14 protein-coding genes and 2 tRNA genes are annotated in these 21,953 nt (G+C 43.6%); 3 read left to right on the top strand and 13 right to left on the bottom strand.

The features are described 5' to 3' along the window. Nucleotides 1–48: 48 nt before the first annotated feature. The 5 genes from purB to HMPREF2794_RS26520 form a co-directional block, all read right to left on the bottom strand. Nucleotides 49–1,395: an adenylosuccinate lyase gene (purB, locus tag HMPREF2794_RS26540; RefSeq protein WP_070753155.1), complete on the bottom strand. Its 1,347-nt coding sequence runs from the start codon at nucleotides 1,393–1,395 to the stop codon at nucleotides 49–51. A gap of 118 nt (nucleotides 1,396–1,513) precedes the next feature. Beyond that, nucleotides 1,514–1,819 carry a nucleotidyltransferase domain-containing protein gene (locus HMPREF2794_RS26535; protein WP_070753153.1) on the bottom strand — a complete coding sequence of 102 codons (306 nt, stop codon included), beginning with the start codon at nucleotides 1,817–1,819 and terminating at the stop codon, nucleotides 1,514–1,516. Beyond that, nucleotides 1,819–2,259, bottom strand: a complete 441-nt coding sequence (locus tag HMPREF2794_RS26530) for an HI0074 family nucleotidyltransferase substrate-binding subunit (protein WP_070753151.1) — start codon at nucleotides 2,257–2,259, stop codon at nucleotides 1,819–1,821. The genes HMPREF2794_RS26535 and HMPREF2794_RS26530 overlap by 1 nt, the downstream gene beginning before the upstream one ends. A 120-nt stretch (nucleotides 2,260–2,379) precedes the next feature. Then, nucleotides 2,380–2,454 (bottom strand) — tRNA-Val (locus HMPREF2794_RS26525). Between the two features lie 29 nt (nucleotides 2,455–2,483). Next, nucleotides 2,484–2,561, bottom strand: a tRNA-Val gene (locus tag HMPREF2794_RS26520). 229 nt (nucleotides 2,562–2,790) lie between these two features. On the opposite strand from HMPREF2794_RS26520, the gene HMPREF2794_RS26515 reads away from it, so the two are divergent. Next, nucleotides 2,791–5,100, top strand: a complete 2,310-nt coding sequence (locus HMPREF2794_RS26515; protein ID WP_070753149.1) for a carboxypeptidase-like regulatory domain-containing protein — start codon at nucleotides 2,791–2,793, stop codon at nucleotides 5,098–5,100. A gap of 9 nt (nucleotides 5,101–5,109) precedes the next feature. Here the strand turns inward: HMPREF2794_RS26515 and HMPREF2794_RS26510 are convergent, their stop codons facing one another. Both HMPREF2794_RS26510 and yaaA read right to left on the bottom strand, forming a co-directional pair. After that, entirely contained in the window at nucleotides 5,110–5,661 is a 552-nt protein-coding gene (locus tag HMPREF2794_RS26510) for a sugar O-acetyltransferase (RefSeq protein ID WP_070753147.1), read from the bottom strand. Nucleotides 5,662–5,666: 5 nt separating this feature from the next. Continuing rightward, nucleotides 5,667–6,440, bottom strand: coding sequence for a peroxide stress protein YaaA (gene yaaA / locus HMPREF2794_RS26505; protein WP_070753145.1), 774 nt, complete (start codon nucleotides 6,438–6,440; stop codon nucleotides 5,667–5,669). Between the two features lie 146 nt (nucleotides 6,441–6,586). Here yaaA and HMPREF2794_RS26500 point away from each other — a divergent pair, with 146 nt between their 5' ends. After that, nucleotides 6,587–8,572: a family 20 glycosylhydrolase gene (locus tag HMPREF2794_RS26500; protein ID WP_070753143.1), complete on the top strand. Its 1,986-nt coding sequence runs from the start codon at nucleotides 6,587–6,589 to the stop codon at nucleotides 8,570–8,572. A gap of 681 nt (nucleotides 8,573–9,253) precedes the next feature. Here the strand turns inward: HMPREF2794_RS26500 and carB are convergent. Continuing rightward, on the bottom strand, nucleotides 9,254–12,475 hold the full coding sequence (gene carB / locus HMPREF2794_RS26495) for a carbamoyl-phosphate synthase (glutamine-hydrolyzing) large subunit (RefSeq protein WP_010536499.1): 3,222 nt from the start codon (nucleotides 12,473–12,475) through the stop codon (nucleotides 9,254–9,256). A gap of 380 nt (nucleotides 12,476–12,855) precedes the next feature. On the opposite strand from carB, the gene trpS reads away from it, so the two are divergent. Next, nucleotides 12,856–13,956 (top strand): tryptophan--tRNA ligase, encoded by a 1,101-nt coding sequence (gene trpS, locus HMPREF2794_RS26490; RefSeq protein WP_010536498.1) that lies wholly within the window; start codon nucleotides 12,856–12,858, stop codon nucleotides 13,954–13,956. Between the two features lie 127 nt (nucleotides 13,957–14,083). On the opposite strand, the gene HMPREF2794_RS26485 is transcribed toward trpS, so the two are convergent. The 5 genes from HMPREF2794_RS26485 to HMPREF2794_RS26465 form a co-directional block, all read right to left on the bottom strand. Next, nucleotides 14,084–16,387 carry a DUF2339 domain-containing protein gene (locus HMPREF2794_RS26485; RefSeq protein ID WP_070753141.1) on the bottom strand — a complete coding sequence of 768 codons (2,304 nt, stop codon included), beginning with the start codon at nucleotides 16,385–16,387 and terminating at the stop codon, nucleotides 14,084–14,086. 275 nt (nucleotides 16,388–16,662) lie between these two features. Next, nucleotides 16,663–17,847, bottom strand: a complete 1,185-nt coding sequence (locus HMPREF2794_RS26480; RefSeq protein ID WP_055271795.1) for an OmpA family protein — start codon at nucleotides 17,845–17,847, stop codon at nucleotides 16,663–16,665. A gap of 102 nt (nucleotides 17,848–17,949) precedes the next feature. After that, nucleotides 17,950–19,872: a DNA mismatch repair endonuclease MutL gene (gene mutL, locus HMPREF2794_RS26475; protein WP_010536495.1), complete on the bottom strand. Its 1,923-nt coding sequence runs from the start codon at nucleotides 19,870–19,872 to the stop codon at nucleotides 17,950–17,952. Between the two features lie 15 nt (nucleotides 19,873–19,887). Continuing rightward, a complete protein-coding gene (locus HMPREF2794_RS26470; protein WP_010536494.1) occupies nucleotides 19,888–20,190 on the bottom strand; it encodes a hypothetical protein in 303 nt (100 codons plus the stop codon). 3 nt (nucleotides 20,191–20,193) lie between these two features. Beyond that, nucleotides 20,194–21,939, bottom strand: a complete 1,746-nt coding sequence (locus HMPREF2794_RS26465; RefSeq protein ID WP_010536493.1) for an OstA-like protein — start codon at nucleotides 21,937–21,939, stop codon at nucleotides 20,194–20,196. Nucleotides 21,940–21,953 lie beyond the last annotated feature (14 nt).

Below are 21,953 nucleotides of genomic sequence, written 5' to 3'. Positions count from 1 at the left end.
TGGCCTCACGGCCTATTTAAAAAACACGTTTATTGTATAAGTAAACAATTAAAGTCCCGTATAAGTATGCGGAGTAATTGCTCTTAACTCTTTTTTAATATCTTCGCTTACATTCAAGCCTTCGATAAACTCTTTAATAGAACTTTCTGTAATAGCCTGGTTTGTCCGGGTCAAAGCTTTCAAAGCTTCATACGGATGCGGGTAAGCCTCGCGGCGTAAAATAGTCTGGATAGCCTCAGCCACTACGCTCCAGCAATTATCCAGGTCACGGTAAATAGCCGGTTCGTTCAGCAGCAACTTGCGAAGTCCTTTCAGTGAACTCTGAATGGCAATCACGATATGTCCGAAAGGCACACCGACATTACGGAGTACTGTAGAATCTGTCAGGTCACGCTGCAAGCGGGAAACAGGAAGTTTCACAGCCAAGTGTTCCAGAATAGATGTCGCGATACCCAGATTACCTTCCGCATTTTCAAAGTCAATCGGATTTACCTTGTGCGGCATTGCGCTTGATCCGACTTCTCCGGCCTTGATTTTCTGTTTGAAGTATTCCATAGAAATATACTGCCAGAAGTCACGGTTCATATCTACCATCACGGTATTGATACGTTTCATCGCGTCAAAGATAGCAGATAAGTTATCGTAGTTCGAAATCTGAGTGGTATATTCTTCGCGTTCCAGTCCCAGTTTCTCTGCAACAAAACGATTGCCGAATTGTTTCCAGTCATATTGAGGATATGCAACATGATGAGCATTGTAATTACCGGTAGCCCCACCAAATTTAGCAGTGATCGGACATGCCTTCAGCATAGCCAGCTGGCGTTCCAGACGGTAAACGAATACCATCACCTCTTTACCCAGGCGAGTCGGAGAAGCCGGCTGTCCATGAGTTTTAGCAAGCATCGGGATGTCAGCCCACTCCGTTGCATAAGTTTTCAACTGTGCAATCAGTTCCTCAATCAACGGATAATAAACTTTATCCAACGCTTCTTTGATAGAAAGAGGCACAGACGTATTGTTAATATCCTGCGAAGTCAGTCCGAAGTGAATGAATTCTTTATAGTCATCCATTCCACCCAGCTTGTCAAATTCTTCTTTCAGGAAATATTCTACAGCTTTTACATCATGGTTGGTTACACTCTCGATATCTTTAATACGTTGCGCATCTGCTTCCGAAAAATTACGGTAGATATTCCGTAAAGTTTCAAACACGCTGTTATCGATTCCTTTCAACTGCGGCAAAGGAAGTTCACACAAGGTGATAAAGTATTCCACCTCTACCTGTACACGGTATTTAATCAGTGCAAATTCAGAGAAATAAGCTGCCAAAGCTTTAGTTTTGCCTCTATATCGACCATCAATCGGAGATATGGCCGTTAATACATCAAGTTCCATACGTTTTCTTAGATAATTATCAGACTGCAAAATTAACTCTTTTTCCTGAGTTATAAGCCAAAAGGACAAAGAAAGTTTGTATAAAAGCGGTAAGAAACAAAAAATCCATTTAATATTCTTAGTATCTCTTTTTATAGAACACTTTACCAACCCTATCGATATGTGCTACAAGAGGAGTGCCTATATTCTTGTTATAATCAACGACATCCACTTTATATAAGATCCCGAGGTCTTCTATTTGGACATTTATGTCCATCAATTGATTAAAAGTCAACCCGTTTCCTTTAGCCGCCAAGTCTATATCAGAACCTTCCAAATAGTTTCCTTTGGCACGCGAACCGAACAGTACCACTTCATCAATATTGCTATGTCGCTCAAAAACGCCACAAATATCCTGTATCACCTCATCGCTCAATCCAAACATCACGAAAACAAATTTCCTGTTTCAAGTTTAAGTTTTTCTTGTTCCAGCTTTATAGCCAACATTTTCAGCAACCCTGAATATTCAGTATAAATATTCTCTACAATCTCCAATGCATCACCTTCATTATACGTATGAGACGTGGTTCCCCGGGCTTTATTCATCCTTCTCCACGCATCATGATTGGATATCAGCCCGTCTTCAAAAGCTTTTTGCAGTGTACCGTTCGGCCCCAGCGCAAAGTCATACCCTTTATACTTCAAGAAGTCCTGCATCACTTTCCATGCCAACTCATACGTATACTCGAAACGCTGAACAAGCCCTTCTTGCTCCAGTTCAGACAAATCATCCGGTTCTTTATCCGACTCTGTAATCTCAAGCACTCTCCGACAAGCTTTTCGGAAACTATCCAAACGTTGCAGCCAACGAACATCCTCTTCCATCACCTAATATATAAAGGGGTTACTTTTTCTATTTAACATCCGATCGTACTGCAAAGTTAAATAAAAAGCAGCAAGAACAAAAAAAGTCTCACGAATTTCTTCGCAAGACTTCCATTTCTGTGGGCGCTGAGGGATTCGAACCCCCGACCCTCTGGGTGTAAACCAGATGCTCTGAACCAGCTGAGCTAAGCGCCCTTTTGTTGGCGGAAGTGTTTCGGTTTTTATGGTGGGCGCTGAGGGATTCGAACCCCCGACCCTCTGGGTGTAAACCAGATGCTCTGAACCAGCTGAGCTAAGCGCCCGTACACTTCCGTTTCAAAAGCGATGCAAAGGTACGGCTTTTTTCGAAACCTCCAAACATTTCATGTATTATTTTTCAAGAAAGTTTTTATCACAATCAGAAATTATCTGATTATCAGCAAATAATGAAAAAAGTTTTTTTTCATGCAACTTTCACTTCTCTAGGTCCGTCTAATAAACACAACAAGATAAAGACAGTCGCGACTCTTTCTCTGCCATTAATAATAAGATATGAAACGAATCACTACAACCACAGCATTTCTATGTCTGTGTATGTTGCTTATTGCACAAGACTTACAGTTAAGAGGAAGAATCGTATCCGGCAAAGAGCCGGTAGAATTTGCCAATGTCATTTTACAGACAAAAGATTCTATTTTCATCTCCGGAGGCATTACCGACCAACGGGGACGATTCAACATGAACAACTTACAAAAAGGAAATTATCAATTACGGATATCCGGGCTAGGCTATCAAACACAACAAATCAACCTGAATGATTTTACAACCACACTCGACTTGGGGTCGATCTCCATTGATTCGGCAGCCATCGCACTGGAAGAAGTGACCATTACCGCCAATCCTGTTATCAACCAGCCCGACCGGAAGATCATTCTTCCCAGTGCCCGTCAGCTAAAAACTTCAACGAACGGGCTTAGCCTGTTACAACGTTTACAACTCAGCCGCATACAAGTCGACCCCATCCGGCAAACGATTACTTCTTCCAATCAGGGAGACGTACAGCTACGTATCAACGGAGCGAAAGTGGAGATACAGGAGATACTGGCTTTGCAGCCGGAAGACGTGATCCGCATCGAATACCATGACGAACCGGGTTTACGGTATGGAGATAACGCAGCGGCTGTCATAGACTATATCGTCCGCCGTCATCAGACAGGTGGCTACGTAGGATTTGACACAAGTACATCAGTCAACACACTTTTGGGAAACAACAATGCAACAGCCAAAATCAACCATAAAAATTCCGAATGGGGAATCAATTACCATGAAGGTTATCGCTCATTCAAGAACTACTGGCGGGAGAATTCCGAAACGTTTCATTTCTCGGACAAGCCTTCTTTTACAAGACTGGAAGACGGTGTCCCTGACAAAATGAAAATGCGCTGGGATTATCTGACAATGAATTACAGCTACCAGGAAGCCGAAAAGTGGTTCGTCAGTGTAGCCCTTCGGGGAAGTTTCCGTTATAACAAACTGAACACCCAAAGCACATTATACCCCATCGACAATCCGGATAATAGTGTAGCCATGAAAGACCACACGGCCTCAGACAGCAAATCTCCCTCCATCGATATCTATCTGCAACGTAACCTCAAAAACAACCAGGCCATCATCCTGAACACGGTAGGCACTTATATACATACTTATGACGACCGCACCTACGAAGAAAAGAAGCATTCCATCCTTGCTACCGATATTTATTCGGCTATCCGCGGAAAGAAATACTCATTTATCGGCGAAGGCATCTACGAAAAGAAATTCACCAACAGCAAGCTCAGTGCAGGTATCCGCCACCAGCAATCACTGACGGAGAACAAGTACGCCGGCACTTCTTCGGCGGAAACGCGGATGCAGGAAGCACACACTTCCACTTATATAGAATACAGCAGCAAAATAAAAAGGTTTAATTATTCCGTCGGGGTACAGGGCAGCCGCTCATGGTTCAACCAAGAAGGTGAAGGATATCAGAAATATTCAGTCTTACCCCGTATACGGCTTACCTACAATTTCTCGGACCAAGCTTTTATCCGCTACCAGGGACAGATTTCCAGAAGCACCCCCGCCCTCTCCGATCTGAGCAACGTAGAGCAACTGATTGACTCCTTACAAATACGCCGGGGAAATCCGACCCTGAAAATGTCAACGGTCTACAACAATACGCTGAACGTAGACTTCCGTAAAGGACTATTCAGCAGCAGCCTTTATCTCCTGTATCAGTATCAGCACAAGCCCAATATGGAAGAAACATTCAGAGAAGGCGAACTTTTTGTGCGCACCACCGCCAACCAGCGGAGCTGGCAAAAGCTCAATCCGGAAGTAGAAATCAAGGTAGGCCCTATAAAAGATATCTTAAGTTTGTCCATATCGACAGGTATCAACTATTTCGACAGCCGCGGACACAACTATCATCACACTTATACCAACTGGTACTATTGTGCCAGCGCAACGGCAGCCTATAAAAAATGGAGCGCGTATTTCGAGATACGGAACCACCGAAATGATTTTTACGGAGAGACTCTGAGTTACGGAGAGAACTACCATCTTTTAAGCGTCAGCTACCGCTACAAGCAGCTGAATGTAGGAGTCATGTCTCTCAACCCTTTCGGCAGTAACTACAGAATAGGGAGTGAGAACTTCAGTCCGTTAGCTCCTTCCAAAAACTGGATGTACATCAAAGAAAGTTCCAGAGTATTCGCTCTCACACTTTCGTGGAATTTCAGTTTCGGACGCAAATACGAGTCCGCCGAAAGACGCCTTCATAACGAAGACAACAATGCGGGAACACTCAAATCCGGGAAATAAATTTCCCGGTTAAACCTGTTTGCGGACCACACGGGCCGGATTCCCGACTACGACACTGTCGTCGGGAATATCTTTCGTTACGACACTTCCCGCTCCTATCACACATCGGTTGCCAATCGTCACACCGGGACAGATGATTGCTCCGCCACCAATCCAGCAATCTTCACCGACCGTAACCGGATAGGCATATTCTTTCGAACCGCGACGTTCCAGATAATTCATCGGATGATGCGACGTATAAATCTGCACGCAAGGCCCTACCAGCGTATGAGCACCGATTGTAATGTATCCTCCATCCAAAAAAGTACAATTGGCATTGACAAATACATGTTCGCCCAACCTGATCCCGTCTCCGTGGTCGCAATGGAAAGGAGGGCAGATCACCGAAGTTTCAGGAATACCCGGCACCAACTCTTCCAACAATTCCCTGTAACCGTCATCATACGTGCTCAATCCACGCATGACAGCCAGCAACTTCTTTGCATGTTCAAAACGTTCCTGCAACTCCGGTGCAGACATATCAGCCAACTGGCTGCTACGCATCTTCTCGACTTCTGTCATATTCCTTATTCCCCCTTACCATTCGTAAATACAAATTTTCTTTCATCCGAAAGGGATTCGTCAAATTCGAACCCTTCCCACGAGAATCCCTTCAGGTCATCCGGATTCCCGACCTTATTCTTCAAGATAAAACGTGTCATTTCGCCACGAGACATTTTGGTATAGACCACAATCGTAGCCAGTTTTCCATTCTTCCAGACATGAAATTCGGGAGTTACCACACGCACCTCCTTCTCCACCCGTTTCCAGTCAAACAGACTTTTCATCTCATCGCTGGCAAGGTTACACAAGATTCCTCCTGCCTGCCGGATATTCTGTATAAACACATCCGTCAAACGCGACTGCCAGTAGGAAAACATTGTCTGATTCCCTAATTCCGGCAACACGACATCTCCCTCCAGACGATAAGGACGAATTACATCCAAAGGGCGCAACAGCCCATAACAGAACGAAGTCAGCCGCAAGTGTTCCTGCGCATATTCAAAGTCCTCCACAGAGAAATCTTTCGGATTGAGGCGCTTGAATACGATTCCGGTATAAGCCAGCAAAGCCGGTAATTCCGGAGTAGCCTCCGCATGAAAAGCTTGGTAACGCTTATAATTCTCCACAGCAATCTTAGCGTTGACACGCAGTAAACGTTCCAATTCGTCAACAGAAAACTGAGACATCTGCAACGCTATTTCCGCCGCTTCCTTCTGAAAGCGGGGGCTCGTAGTCAAAGGAACTTTCACCTTCGACACCGCACTCATCGTCTTGGCGCAAGATAGAAGTACTAACATTCTTAATCGGTTTTTATCATTTTGGAAATCACAAAAATAAAAAATAAATAGCTTTACTTGTTGACAGATATCCAAATTATGCCTACTTTCACCCAATAATTAACTATAATCATTTATTAATTAACAAAAACACAAAAATCCCCCTTATGAGAAACAAGTTTGTATCGCTGAAAGCTTTGGCCTTATTGGTCATCTTTTGTCTGACGGGTAGTTTATCCCGTGCCGCTGTCAACCCGAAACCGTTCGTTATTCCCGAACTCAAACAATGGACGGGAAAAGACGGCAACTTTATTCCGGGAAAAGATGCCCGGATTGTCTGTACCTCCCAAAATCCCGAATTACTGCGAATAGCCAAGATGTTTGCCGACGATTATCGGCAGATGTTCGGGCAGACATTAAGCGTAGTACAAGGCAAGGCTGCCTCCGGCGATTTTGTCTTAGCATTATCGACAGACAAGAAATTAGGCGAAGAAGGTTATGCCATTAAGATAACCGACCGCGTAGCTGCCTCCGCCCCTACCACAACCGGCCTTTACTGGAGCACACGCACCCTCCTGCAACTGGCGGAGCAGAATCAGGAACGTTCACTCCCGCAAGGAGTAATCCGAGATTATCCCGACTATCCGCTTCGCGGCTTCATGATAGACTGCGGTCGTAAGTTCATACCGATGTCTTATCTGCAAGACCTGGTAAAAATCATGGCTTACTACAAAATGAATACGCTGCAAGTTCATCTGAACGATAACGGATTCAAGCAATATTTCGAGCACAACTGGGATAAGACGTATGCTGCTTTCCGTCTGGAGTCGGATACTTATCCGGGATTGGCTGCCCGTGACGGCTCTTATTCCAAGAAAGAGTTCATCGACTTCCAGAAACAGGCAGCATCCAACTTCGTGGAAATCATTCCGGAGATTGATGTTCCTGCCCATTCACTGGCACTTACTCATTACAAACCGGAAATCGGCAGCAAAGAGTATGGAATGGATCATCTCGACTTATTCAAGCCGGAAACGTATGAATTTGTAGATGCTCTGTTCAAAGAATATCTGGAAGGCGACAATCCGGTGTTTGTTGGCAAACGGGTACATATCGGTACAGACGAATACTCGAATGCAAAGAAAGACGTGATAGAAAAATTCCGGGCTTTCACCGATCATTACATTCGTTTTGTCGAAGGTTTTGGCAAGCAAGCAGTGGTATGGGGCGCTCTCAGCCATGCCAAAGGTGATACCCCTGTCAAATCAGAAAACGTCATCATGAATGCCTGGTACAACGGGTATGCCGACCCGGCAACCATGATAAAAGACGGATACAAGTTAATCTGTATTCCGGACGGAATGGTCTATATCGTTCCGGTAGCCGAGTATTATCAGGACTACCTCAACGAGCCATACTTATATAAGGAATGGACTCCAGCCCATATCGGAAAATCGGTATTTGAAGAAAAGCACCCTTCCATTCTCGGCGGTATGTTTGCTATCTGGAACGACCATGCCGGCAACGGAATTTCAGTAAAAGACATCCATCACCGTATATTCTCACCTTTGCAGACTCTGTCCGTAAAAATGTGGACAGGTGCCCAAACGGGTATTCCTTATGAAACATTTAATGAGAAACGAGCGCTCCTCAGCGAAGCACCCGGAGTCAATCAGCTGGCGAGAATCGGCACAAAGCCGGGATTAGTATACGAACGTTCCACGGTTGCCCCCGGCAGCACTTCCGATTATCCGGAAATCGGTTATAACTACACTGTGAGCTTCGACATCACCGGAGCAGAAGAGAACGAAGGAACCGAATTATTCCGTTCTCCTAATGCTGTATTCTACCTGTCCGACCCCATCCGGGGAATGATGGGATTTGCCCGCGACGGTTACCTGAATACCTTCCCCTACAAAGTGAATCCGGGAGAAAAAGCAACTATTCAGATAGAAGGAAACAACCGAAGCACTACGCTGAGGGTCAACGGAAAGGTGGTTGAAGAAATGAATACGCAGAAACTCTACTTTAACGCAGGGAAAGATTCGATGAGTTATGTACGTACACTAGTCTTCCCGCTGGAAAAGGCTGGAAACTTCAACAGTAAGGTACAGAATCTGAAAGTCTACAATTATTGCGTGAGTAAGCCATAAAATACAGGTACCATTCACTATCAGTTATTTCACTTAGGATGTAAGAGAGCAATTAATAGTCTTAGAACCCTCTACCTGAGAGTTTAACATTCTCTCCATTTGGAACCGCAGTTTCCACAGCTTGGAACTCTAGTTTCATCGGTGTGAAACTGTAGTTCCAAAGGCTTGAAACCAAAAGTTTCGAGCGTATGAAACTAAAGTTTCAAGTAATGGGAACTCTAGTTTCAAGTAATGGAAACTGTGGTTTCAAGCGATGGAAACCCGTTTGAAACACCTGGCGATAAGTCAGAACAAAGCATTGATCAGGCAATAACAGAGGAGGTATCAGCCATTAATACCTGAATTCTCAATTATTAATAGATGAAACGACAATCATTAACAGTTGACAGCTCAGATGTTAACGTACTGAATATAAGACCATAACAGAAAGAAAAAACGGATTGCGAATGGATAAAAAGTGAGAGCAAACGCTTGCTACCACACTGCTACCACACTTGCTACCATAGCTGTAACTACGATGGATAAAGCGATACAGGCAAAAAGTGAGAGCATGAGAGCAAAACGTATGTTGATTCACAGAGAGAGAAATAAAGAGAGAAAATAAACCAAGCCATACATAAAAAAAGAGACTCTCTCCTTGGTATGCCAAAGAGAGAGTCTCCTTATTATATATAAAGCAGTTTATTTATATTCCTGCCAGCTCTTAATCTGAATATCGCTCAGTTTCAGTTCACAGAATGCTTCAATGAAAGCACTTGCCAGACGAGCATTCGTAATCAACGGAATATTATGATCGATAGCGCCACGACGGATACGGTAACCATTCGTCAACTCACGCTTGCTGTGGTTCTTCGGAATGTTAACGATCAAATCGAACTTATGATCAGCGATCATCTTCATCACATTGTTTTCTGCTCCCGGTTTTTCATCCGGCCAGTAAACCGGAGTCGTTTCTACACCATGAGCATTCAGGAATGCAGCGGTTCCGGCAGTAGCGTAAATCTGATATCCTTTGGCAAACAACATGCGGCTTGCATCCAGCAAGTCAACCTTAGACTTCATTGCACCCGAAGAGAACATCACTGCCTTTTCCGGAATCTTGAAGCCTGTAGCGATCATCGCATTCAGCAATGCTTCAGAGAAATCATCACCGATACAACCTACTTCACCGGTAGAAGACATGTCCACACCCAAAACAGGGTCAGCCTTGTGAAGACGGGAGAAAGAGAACTGAGAGGCTTTTACGCCAATCCAGTCGATGTCGAACGCAGTTTTGTCCGGTTGGCTATACGGAGCATCCAGCATGATGCGGGTAGCCGTTTCGATGAAGTTGCGTTTCAGCACCTTAGATACAAACGGGAAGCTACGAGAAGCACGCAGGTTACATTCAATTACCTTCACTTCGTTGTTGCGGGCAAGGAACTGGATGTTGAACGGACCGGAGATATTCAGTTCTTTAGCAATCTGACGGCTGATCTTCTTGATGCGGCGGGCAGTTGCAAAATAAATCTTCTGTGCCGGGAATACCAGAGTAGCGTCACCGGAGTGTACACCGGCAAACTCTACGTGTTCGGAAATAGCGTATTCAACCACTTCACCGTTCTGAGCTACAGCGTCAAACTCTATCTCCTTTGTATTTTCAAGGAACTGAGAAACAACTACCGGATACTCCTTAGATACTTCAGCAGCCATCTTCAAAAAGTTTTCCAGTTCTTCGTCATCGTAGCAAACGTTCATTGCAGCACCCGAGAGTACGTATGAAGGACGAACCAATACCGGATAACCTACTTTTTCTACGAATCCTTTCACTTCTTCGAGGCTGGTAAGTTCCATCCATGCCGGTTGGTCGATACCGAGCTGATCGAGCATTGCAGAGAACTTGTTACGGTTTTCGGCACGGTCGATAGAAACCGGCGAAGTACCCAGTACAGGTACCGACTGGCGATACAGCTTCATAGCCAGGTTGTTCGGAATCTGTCCGCCTACGGATACGATCACACCACGCGGTTGTTCAAGGTCGATCACGTCAAGCACACGTTCGAAAGAAAGTTCGTCGAAGTACAGACGGTCGCACATATCGTAGTCAGTAGAAACTGTTTCAGGATTGTAGTTGATCATGATAGACTTGTAACCCAGCTTGCGGGCAGTCTGAACCGCATTCACCGAGCACCAGTCAAATTCAACCGAGCTACCGATGCGGTAAGCGCCCGACCCCAGTACTACTACTGATTTCTCATTCTTATAATAGTTTACGTCGTAACCTTCCACTGCATAAGTCATATACAGGTAGTTAGTCAGTTCCGGATGTTCGGAAGCGATAGTATTGATGCGTTTTACAGCCGGAAGAATACCTAAGGCTTTACGGTGAGCACGTACTGCAAGGTTTTCTTTTTCCATGTTTCCGGTCGGATTCAGAACGAAGCGGGCAATCTGGAAGTCAGAGAAACCAAGAACCTTAGCTTCACGCATTACGTCAGCCGGGATATCTTCCACCTTGTTATAGGTAGACAATTTGGCTTTATAGTCTACAATGTTCTTCAGCTTGCCGAGGAACCAGGGATCGATCTTAGTCAGTTCGTGGATACGGTCGATGCTGTATCCTTCTTCCATAGCTTGTGCGATGGAGAAGATACGCAAGTCAGTCGGACGTGAAAGTTCTTTATCGAGGTCGTCGAAGTGTACATCGTCGTTACCTACAAAACCGTGCATACCCTGACCGATCATGCGAAGACCTTTCTGAATGATTTCTTCGAAAGAGCGACCGATAGACATGATTTCACCTACCGACTTCATGCTTGAACCGATTTCACGGGATACACCGGCAAACTTCGTCAAGTCCCAGCGAGGGATTTTACAGATATAGTAATCAAGTTGCGGAGCAAGATAAGCAGAGTTCGGAGTTCCCATCTCACCGATCTGGTCGAGTGAGTACCCCAATGCAATCTTAGCGGCCACGAATGCCAGCGGATAACCGGTAGCTTTGGATGCCAGTGCGGAAGAACGGCTCAGACGGGCATTTACTTCAATCACACGATAGTCGTCCGTATCAGAGTTGAACGCATACTGGATGTTACATTCACCTACGATGCCGAGGTGACGGATGCACTTCGTAGACAGTTCCTGCAACAACTTCAGTTCTTTGTCATCCAATGAGCAAGTAGGAGCTACAACGATGGATTCACCGGTATGGATGCCCAGCGGGTCGAAGTTTTCCATGCTGGCCACTGTAAAGCAGTGGTCGTTGGCATCACGAATCACCTCAAACTCGATTTCTTTCCAACCTTTCAGAGATTCTTCTACCAGAATCTGCTTAGAGAAAGCGAAAGAACTTTCAGCCAGTTTCAGGAATTCTTCTTCGTTAGCACAGATACCGCTACCAAGACCTCCCAAGGCATAAGCCGAACGCACCATCACCGGATAACCGATCTTACGGGCAGCAGCGATAGCATCTTCCATGCTTTCTACAGCCTGGCTCACCGGAGTCTTCATCTGAATCTCATCCAGTTTCTTCACGAACAGGTCACGGTCTTCTGTGTACATGATAGCTTCTACCGATGTACCCAGTACTTTCACTCCATACTTATCAAGAACACCTTGTGTGTACAGTTCGGCACCGCAGTTCAATGCAGTCTGTCCGCCGAAAGCCAGCAGGATACCGTCCGGACGTTCTTTCTTGATAATCTCTTCTACGAAATAAGTAGTTACGGGAAGGAAATACACTTTATCGGCAATTCCTTCAGAAGTCTGAATGGTTGCGATGTTCGGGTTTACCAATACTGAGCTGATACCTTCTTCTTTCAAAGCTTTCAGTGCTTGTGAGCCTGAGTAGTCAAATTCTCCGGCTTGTCCGATTTTGAGTGCTCCAGAACCCAAAACGAGAACTTTCTTGATTTCCTTTTCCATTTCTTTTGTTGTTATAATAAGTTTTCTAAGTTTCGTCTATAAAAAAAATGCGTTACCCTCGTAAAAGGATTAACGCATTACCAAAGAACTAAAATATCGTTTTTGGAGAAAAAAGAAGAAGCCTGTTGATTCCGGGTGAAAAACATCCGAATGTAGATAATACTTACTTCTAATTTCTTGTTGATTCATTGTCGATTTCAAAATTTGTGCAAAGTAACGACATATTTCTAAAATTACAAAGAATTTGAAGAAGAATATTCTCTTTTTATACTAAAAGTCGAGAAAAGTAAGCATAAATAACGAAGAGGCTTCATTTTGACGCATCTTTCATTTTTTATCCTTATCTTTGTCGCTAAATCTATTATAATAAGGCTATAACAATGAAAAAAGAGAAAATCATATTGACGGGTGACCGTCCTACCGGAAGACTCCATATCGGACATTATGTAGGTTCGTTGAAACGCAGAGTGGACTTGCAAGATGCAGGTGACTATAGTAAAATGTTTATCTTCATTGCCGATTCACAGGCGTTGACGGACAATATAGACAATCCTGAAAAGGTACGTCAGAATGTGATTGAAGTTGCCCTCGACTATCTGGCATGCGGCATTGATCCGACCAAAGCCACTATCTTCATCCAATCGCAAATACCGGAATTGTGCGAACTTAGCTTCTATTATATGGACCTTGTAAGCGTATCCCGTTTGCAACGCAATCCGACTGTGAAGTCTGAAATTCAGATGCGTAACTTCGAAGCAAGCATCCCTGTAGGCTTTTTCACTTATCCTATCAGCCAGGCTGCGGACATTACTGCTTTCCGTGCCACTACTGTTCCGGTAGGTGAAGACCAGGAACCGATGCTGGAACAGGCGCGCGAAATCGTTCGTCGCTTCAACTATATTTATGGTGAAACGCTGGTAGAACCGGAAATCCTGTTGCCGGACAATGCTGCCTGCCTTCGTCTGCCGGGAACTGACGGAAAGGCTAAAATGAGTAAATCACTCGGAAACTGCATCTATCTGTCCGAAGAACCGGAAGAAATCCAGAAGAAGATCATGAGTATGTACACCGATCCGGGACACCTCCGCGTACAAGATCCGGGTAAGATAGAGGGTAATACCGTATTTACTTATCTGGACGCTTTCTGCCGTCCGGAACATTTCGAACGTTACTTGCCGGATTATCCGAATCTGGAAGAACTGAAAGCTCACTATCAGCGTGGCGGACTGGGCGACGTAAAAGTAAAACGCTTCCTGAACGCTATTATGCAGGAAACATTGGAACCGATCCGCAACCGTCGCAAAGAATTCAGTAAAGATATTCCTGCTATTTACAAAATGTTGCAGGAAGGATGCGAAGTAGCCAGAGCTGCCGCTGCCGAAACATTGGCAGATGTAAAGAAAGCGATGAAGATCAACTACTTCGATGATAAAGAACTGATTGAAGAACAAGTGAAACGCTTTGCCTCTTCGCAGGAATAAACAGAATAAAAAATAGGGTGTACGACACATCCTTTATAAATAAGAAAGCACCTGCGCCACAGACAACTGTAACGCGGGTGCTTTCTTATTTGTATTTATATAAAGAGAGTTTTATTGCATGACCGGCTCAATCCGTTTCATCTTCATCATTTTTGAAGAGCACTCCTTTCAGCTTCTGGTAAAGGAAAGAAAGTACCAGCAATATCAAGCCCAAAATGATAAACACAATGATCTTACCGATAGTAGGCATTGCCCATAAGTCCTTCAGAATCAGTTTCAGCAGAACGATTCCAAAAGTTGAAAGACTAATGATACGTAACACTTTCTGGTGCAGACGCATCCCCAATGCCATCTGGACAAATCCCGCAATGCTCAATGAAACGGAGAAACCGGCATCGAAATCTTCGACTCCCGCCTGCCAGAGGAAAGAACGCGCCATCGTCAGCCAAAGGAGAAGTGCCAGCACATTCAAATAGACAGTGAAGTGAATTTTCAGTCCTATAATAGTATAGTATTGACGGGCAACGTAGTATAGGTTAACTATAATAAATGCTGCCGCCAGCCATCGGAGTAAAACAGGAGGCAGACTCATGTGCGCCCATTGGTCTCCCCATATATTGATCGCATATATCAAGACATTAACTCCAAGACCTGCCAGATAAGGAATCGTACATTGCTCTATCGGGAAACGCTTCTTGAAAGCATAGCTGAGGATAAGGATGGCAGCGGAAGTAAATACCAGCATCATCCCGCTCCTTGTAGCTCCTGCCAGATGCAAGGAAAACTCTGCCATGAATGTATAATAGAGTATAGCAGCAGATGTAAGAAGCATGACCGGATTCCAAGGAACATATCTCAGGCAGCGGGCTTCAGAGAAAAGAGAGCGGTAATGTCCCATCATCAAAGCAAATGCGCCCGCAGCCAAACCGACAAACAGGGAAGTCGCAAAAGAACTGTTCAGGAAAATTGTATCGGAGGAAGGAGAGGATAATATCACGGCAGATACATCCATCAGATATGAAATAAGTGTCAGCCCCATCAATACCAAGGTAGCACGTTCATATATCCAGATCTTCGATTTGACATAAAGCCATAACAGCAGTACCATTTCCGCTGCCCAGAATAAGGTTATATAGTTTCCGTCCAGTTGAATAGGTATGGTGATGGAAACAAATGTCAGTACAAGTCCCAACATGGCATAAATAAGGAACTTATAATCTTTCTTACTCATTCGCAGCCAGATAACCAAAACTAAATTGATGATTGCAATGAACAAGCTCAGCAAACCTTCGGACTTAAATGCCAGTTCCATATTTCGCAGGAACAGGATTCCCAATAACAGATAAATGAAGTTATTGGTTATGATAACCAGTAATAATCCCCTGTTCTTCTTTATGGCTTCTATCCGGAGTATCGATAAGATCGGCAATAGGAATATAAAATAGAACAAGGTGGCAAATGCGAACAGATGTACGGAAATGATTGCCGTTCCGGTAGAATAGCCGGTCAGCAGGAATAGTCCCATCACTAGGTAGGTAAAGACAAAGGCTATCACCGGAAGTTCTCCCCATTTCTTATAGATAGAAAGTCCGAACATCCCAAGATTCAATATACTTATATAAGTGAACAGTACCATATAGTTACCATCGCCACTGCTGACGATAAAAGGTGCCAGGAATCCTCCGACCAATGAAATGATGGCCAGTTCGCGCCTGTCGTACAGGACAGACAGAATCGACATGAACAGCGTTATAACTATCAGAATAATAAAGGCGACAGTCTGAGGGAAGAGATGATAAAAATGAAAGGCAATAGCTACCGTAAGATAAAAGACAGCGAAAGCTCCACCCGCAAGCAAGGAACTGAATGTACGGTACTTCTTTTGCAGACGTTCGGCAACAACCAGCAATGCAGAGCCGGTCAGGAAACCGAGTACAGTACGTAATGTCTCGTTAATCCAGTCTTTATCAATGGCATATTTCACAAAGAAGCCAACACCAATTACGAATACAAGAATACCAATCTTGCCAAACAGATTTTCACCGATAAACTTCTCATAGTTAACTTTCTTCTGTTTCCGTACAGACGGTGTGACGACAGGTATTTCAGAAGTTACATTATTCTCTGCCATCATACCCTGAGGAGCTTCAAGCTGTTCTTCTTTCCGCAACAGTTCTTTTTTCGGAACAGGGATTTCATTTGCCGCATGAGGCGGGATGCATGTGTCTTCCACGGCTTCAGCCGATACATTTTCCTTCGATTGTACATGATCGGAAGCTATTCTCTCCTGAGCTTTGAGAAAAGCATCCATTCGTTTCTTTATTTCGTCCAGTTCTTTCTCTACCTTCCCAAACTTCTTATCAAACTTTTGTATCAAGACGAAGAACATCAGTGCAGCAAGTAATGCACATACGCCATAAAAATCACCCATAATGTCTTAGATTTGAGTTATGTATTACAAATATACAAAACTTTATTACATAGAATGGATGTTTGTCTGAGAATGATGCTGTAAAAGAGTTAATTTATAAAATCGGCTGATTCATATAATATATTAGAACGATAAAGAAGAAGTTTTATGTATTCAAAAAAGTCTCCTTATTTTCCCGCCTTATCCATAAAATAAGGAAGCAAGAAAATAAGGAGACTATGTTTTATTAAACTAATCCAGCCTATACAAAATATATACCGAGCTAGATGAGCGTATTACTGAGCTGATTCTACCAATACAACACGGTTCAAAATCGGTTGACCGAACTTATCGACACCACCACCTGCTGCAACGGTTAATCTGTCTGCAGAGATGCCGTACTTCTTAACCAACAAGTCTTTAACAGCCTGTGCACGTTCCATACTCAACTTCTGGTTGATAGACGGAGTACCGGTTGCAGAGTCTGCATATCCGTTGATTGTATATGTCATGTTCGGGAATTCTTTCATCTTGCTGGCAAGATAAGATAAGTTCATTTCTTCTTGTGGAGACAACTTGTCTGAACCAATCTTGAAGAATACTGTACGCGGTGCGATGTTAGCATCTGTTACAACAACTTCTTCAGCTTCTTCCACTACAGGTTGCTGTGCATTAGCCAACTGTTGCTGCAACTGCATATTAGCGGCTGCCATAGCATTCATCTGATCACGCATCTGTCTCAATTCCAGTTCAGAGATAATCTGTGGAACAGGGCGTTGGAATCCACGGGTCGGGAAGTAATAAGTTACACCGAGAGTAGCACCTAAAATACCGTCATAATCGGGTTTACCACCATGTTCACCGTCAAACTTACCTTCCAGACCAGTTGCACTCAATTCAAGATTCAAATCAACAGCATTTGACAAACGGAAACGATTGATAATACCTGCATTGAAAGTAGCAGCATTGGTATGAGGTTTGGAATATGAATGAGCCCAGCCGGCACCGATATACGGGATAATTTCATATACGCGATCCGGGTTGTATCCACCGAAAAGCGCATTCAGGTTGATCATCAAATCACCATGCAAGTTCATATAGTCCCATCTCTGCTTGTAAGAGCCATCTTCTCTCGGACCACCGACTACATAATTTGCAGATTCGTTAGTAGTGAATCCTTTAGATTGTAGTCCACTGTATTGCATACGCACTCCAAAACCGGGTGTTACCCATTTACCAACTGATACATTCAATGTGGGGGCAATACGGTCTCTGAATTTTCCGATATGGTCATTATTACCAAATAATACCTGTGCACCACCTCCTACTGAGAAGAACCAGTTACTCCAGAATGGGTTAGTTATTACCTGATATTTATCTTGTACCTGAACAACCTCGTATTCAGTTACAGTCACGGTTTGCTGCGCAGAAGCGGCAGACGCAACGCCGGCAAAAGCCAGCAACATTAGAATCTTTTTCATATACCTAATAGTTAAGTGGTTATTATAATCTTTTCTTTGTTGAACTATTTAAATAACACGAACTGAACTAAAAGGTTTTATAAAATGATGATTTTATTTGTTTTATTTGAATAATTTTTCGATGTCCTCTTCCTTTATTGTAGTCAAGACTGTTTTGCCATCCGGAGTGTAATTAGGTGAAGGACAGGCAAAAAGACTGTCTACAAGACTTACCATTTCCTCATTACTCAACACCTGACCATATACAATCGCTGCAGCACGCGCCAATGTTAAAGCTAAGATATGCTGGATCTCCTCCTTTACATCATTTCCTTTTTCCATAGCTGTATGTAGCATATTCCGTACCAACTCAACCGGATTCAGTCCTTCTATCCCCGAAGGAATACCGTTGATAGCATAGCTACCGCCACCCAAATCACTCAAATCAAAACCAACTGCCGATAAATCATCCATGATTCCTTGCAAGACAGCAGCTTCTGAAGCAGGCAACTGCAATATTTCGGGAAAAAGCACTCCCTGTGAAACGCCTTGCTTTTGTTTTATCTGCACCATATAGCGATCAAAAAGTACGCGGATATGCGCACGATGCTGGTCAATCAGCATCAATCCGGATTTCACTGAAGTCAGAATAAAGCGGCCTTTAAACTGCAGATGCAGATTTCCCTTTTCAATCACAGGCTCATTAGCATATAATGTAGATGAAGCGGATGAAAAAGTGGATGAAGCGGCAGATACAGCCGAAATAGTTTTCTCTTCAGCAACCACCGATTCTTCTTCGAAAGGAGAATTCTCCCAGTCCATTTCCGGCTCTTGCTGAGGTTCATTTATCTTACTTGCCTTAGTCAATCCACCATACAATCCTTCCCATTCCACTTTCGGACGAGTATATGACCCACCGCCACTTCCTCCGGAGGATACTTTGAACGGATTAAAATCTGAGTTATAGTTAACTTTCGGAGGTGCAGGAGGAAGATTCTGCTCAAATGCAGGAATCTCCGGCATGTCTTCCGTGTCGAAATCAATGGAAGGAATGGCACTGAACTTACCCAATGACTCTTTTACTGATGCCGAAAGTATTTGCCAAATGGCCTGTTCATTCTCAAACTTGATTTCCGTCTTTGTAGGATGGATATTCACATCAATATTAGCCGGGTCTACTTCAAAGTAAATAAAATAGGAAACTTGCTCGCCAACAGGGATCAACTGTTCATAAGCTTCCATCACTGCCCTATGAAAATAAGGATGGCGCATATAGCGTCCGTTGACAAAGAAGTATTGATGTGCACCTTTCTTACGGGCCGTTTCCGGCTTTGCTATGTAGCCCGAGATTTTCACCATCGTAGTATTCACCTCGATATTCAACAACTGTTGATTCAGTTTCTTGCCAAAGATAGCAAGAATACGTTGCCGCAAAGGAGATACAGGCAGATTGAACAATTCGGAATCATTGCTGTAAAGTGAAAAGGATACCTCAGGATGAACCAGAGCAATGCGTTCAAATTCAGCCAGAATATTACTTAGTTCTGTTGAATTAGCTTTTAGGAACTTACGACGGGCAGGCACATTAAAGAATAAATTCTTCACAGAAAAGTTACTTCCCTTTGAGCAGGAAACAGCTTCCTGGCTTTCTACTTTAGAACCTGCAATCACCAATCTGGTTCCCAATTCTTCGGATTCCAGCCGTGTTTTCAATTCAACCTGCGCCACAGCTGCGATGGAAGCCAGTGCTTCCCCACGAAATCCCATCGTACGCAGAGCAAACAAATCCGATGCCTCGCGAATTTTAGAAGTCGCATGACGTTCGAAAGCAAGTCGTGCATCCGTTTCGGACATTCCTTTTCCATCGTCTATAATCTGGATGCAGGTCTTACCAGCATCCGTGACGAGTACATGTATATTTTGAGCATCTGCATCGATTGCATTTTCCACTAGCTCTTTAATAACAGATGCCGGACGTTGTATCACTTCACCGGCAGCAATCTGATTAGCTACCGAATCAGGCAACAAATGAATAATATCGCTCATAGTTTACTTAAGTAGTTAAAATGACCAGCTTCCCGTCGCCAAATAATGCCACAAATATAAAAGGAAAGCTATGATTATCAATATGATTCCAAAGGATACAGGTTTACGTCCGCTTGCCTTTCTGCGCTTCAGATGCGTAGTTCCTTCGACAAACTTACCGCGAATATCTTCGGGACTGAACTCTTTCTCAGGAAGCATTCCCAATTCACGCTTCGCTTTCTCCTCCATCTTATCGAGCTTCTCTTTCCGCTCGTTCACATAAATGTATTGATGATTAAAGCCCCGAGGTTTCCTCATCGAATTAAAAAACATTCCCATACGCTATTTCAAATCAGGAAAATCCATATTAATTAACTTTCGCCTATCAGTCTTTGGCCGCCGGTCGGTGGTAGGTTTCAGTGTCTCCCCTTCCTTCTTGCCTCTCCAATTGAAAATATCCTCTTTATTTAAAGGACGGACATAGTCAAACCAGGCAAATGTAGACAGCCTCAGCTTATCGGGAGGTATCTGATCCATTGGATATAATGTTCCGTTGGACTTACCAACAAACATACCCTTTTCCATCTTCTTTTCTTTCAGATAAAGATGAAGTACACTTCCTTCCATGTTATTAAAACCGGTCATTGTACTGTCTTTTTCTTCCGGATAGAAAGCAGTCATCACATTACCTATCACTTCAATATGCCGCATATCACCGTTTTCGAAATAGGCTTTCATTTCTTTACCGGACACCTGGTTATAGTGAATGGAATCTTTCATCTCTACCGTCAGTGCCTGGTTGATAATGTGCGCCCAGTTAATGGTACTGTCATTCATATAAATCTTGATCTCCTCACCGAGCAGTTGCTGACCTTCATTCCAAAGAATCGGGTCCGTATACATGGTCAGGCAAGAATCTTTTGAATTATAGACCAGTGAGTCGCAAACACCTTGCACATCAGTACGATACATACGGACCTTATGATAAGCTTTCATCAGGCGGAATACTGAGTCCGTATTCAGATTATAGGAAACAAGCTGCAACGTATCTCCATGCATAAAGAGGCTGTCACCTTGTGAATAGTCAATAGCAACGGCACGTTTGGTGGCAAAAGCAGAATCGGTCAATTCATTATAGAAACAATAATTGCCCGTCAGCATATTTTTATTGATGGTATCTGTCATTCGTATATTATCGAACGCTTCACCATATCCCACTTTCCGGTCATAAAACAAGCTGTCACCAATCAACTTCTTTCCGTCATTCGTCAGAATAGAACGATCCAACAATTCTGCCTGTTCACTCAATGTATTATAAAAGCCTCGTTCTGAATAGATATGATTATTATCACTCACAATATTCGAAGGACCGAGAATGGTAGCAATCTTAGAGAAGGTATTATATTTCAATGTATCCGATGTCAATACAAACTTAGGATTCACCAATTTCACATCATGATTGAACACCGATTGTTTGGTAGCCGGACTGTATTCTCCCCAGTCTGAGGTTAATACATTCTCTTCATCCATCAAAGTCCCTCCCTCAAAATAATAACCGAGATCATAAAGACGGTCATAATTCAGACTGTCAGTCAGCAGTGTCGTGTTCCGGTTGATCATTTTTACGTTCTCACGAATCTGCGCAATCTGCGTCATTCCATCATAGTAAAGATAATCACCATAGATGAACAGAGTGTCTCCCTGCTCCATACGTACATTACTGAATGCTTCTACCGAATTGGTTTTCTCGTAAATCAAAGCACTGTCACAAAACATATACATACTGTCATGACGCAGCTTTACATTTCCGATCAACACTTGAACATCCGGTCGGGCAAGCTTGTCAGCCTGTCCTTGGTTTGCATGCAACAAATACACTTTCGTCTTTTTATTTTCCGGTTCTTTCTTTGTACCTTTGGCAGTTTGCTTTGTTCCATCCTCAGGTTTTACAGCCGGGGTCTCCGTCTTTTTATTCTGTCCGGTGGGCTTCACCTGCGCCACAAGGCATACGGCAAACAGGCATAGAAAGCCTATAAGAAGCCATCTATGCCCGTCTTGCTGTTTATCTTTCTTGTTTTGTTTCAGCATATAAAGTCAAGCTG

Source organism: Bacteroides sp. HMSC067B03, assembly GCF_001811315.1.
Classification (GTDB): Bacteria; Bacteroidota; Bacteroidia; order Bacteroidales; family Bacteroidaceae; genus Bacteroides; species Bacteroides faecis.
Note: the sequence above shows the minus strand (reverse complement) of the source record. Positions and strands in the feature narration are given on the sequence as shown.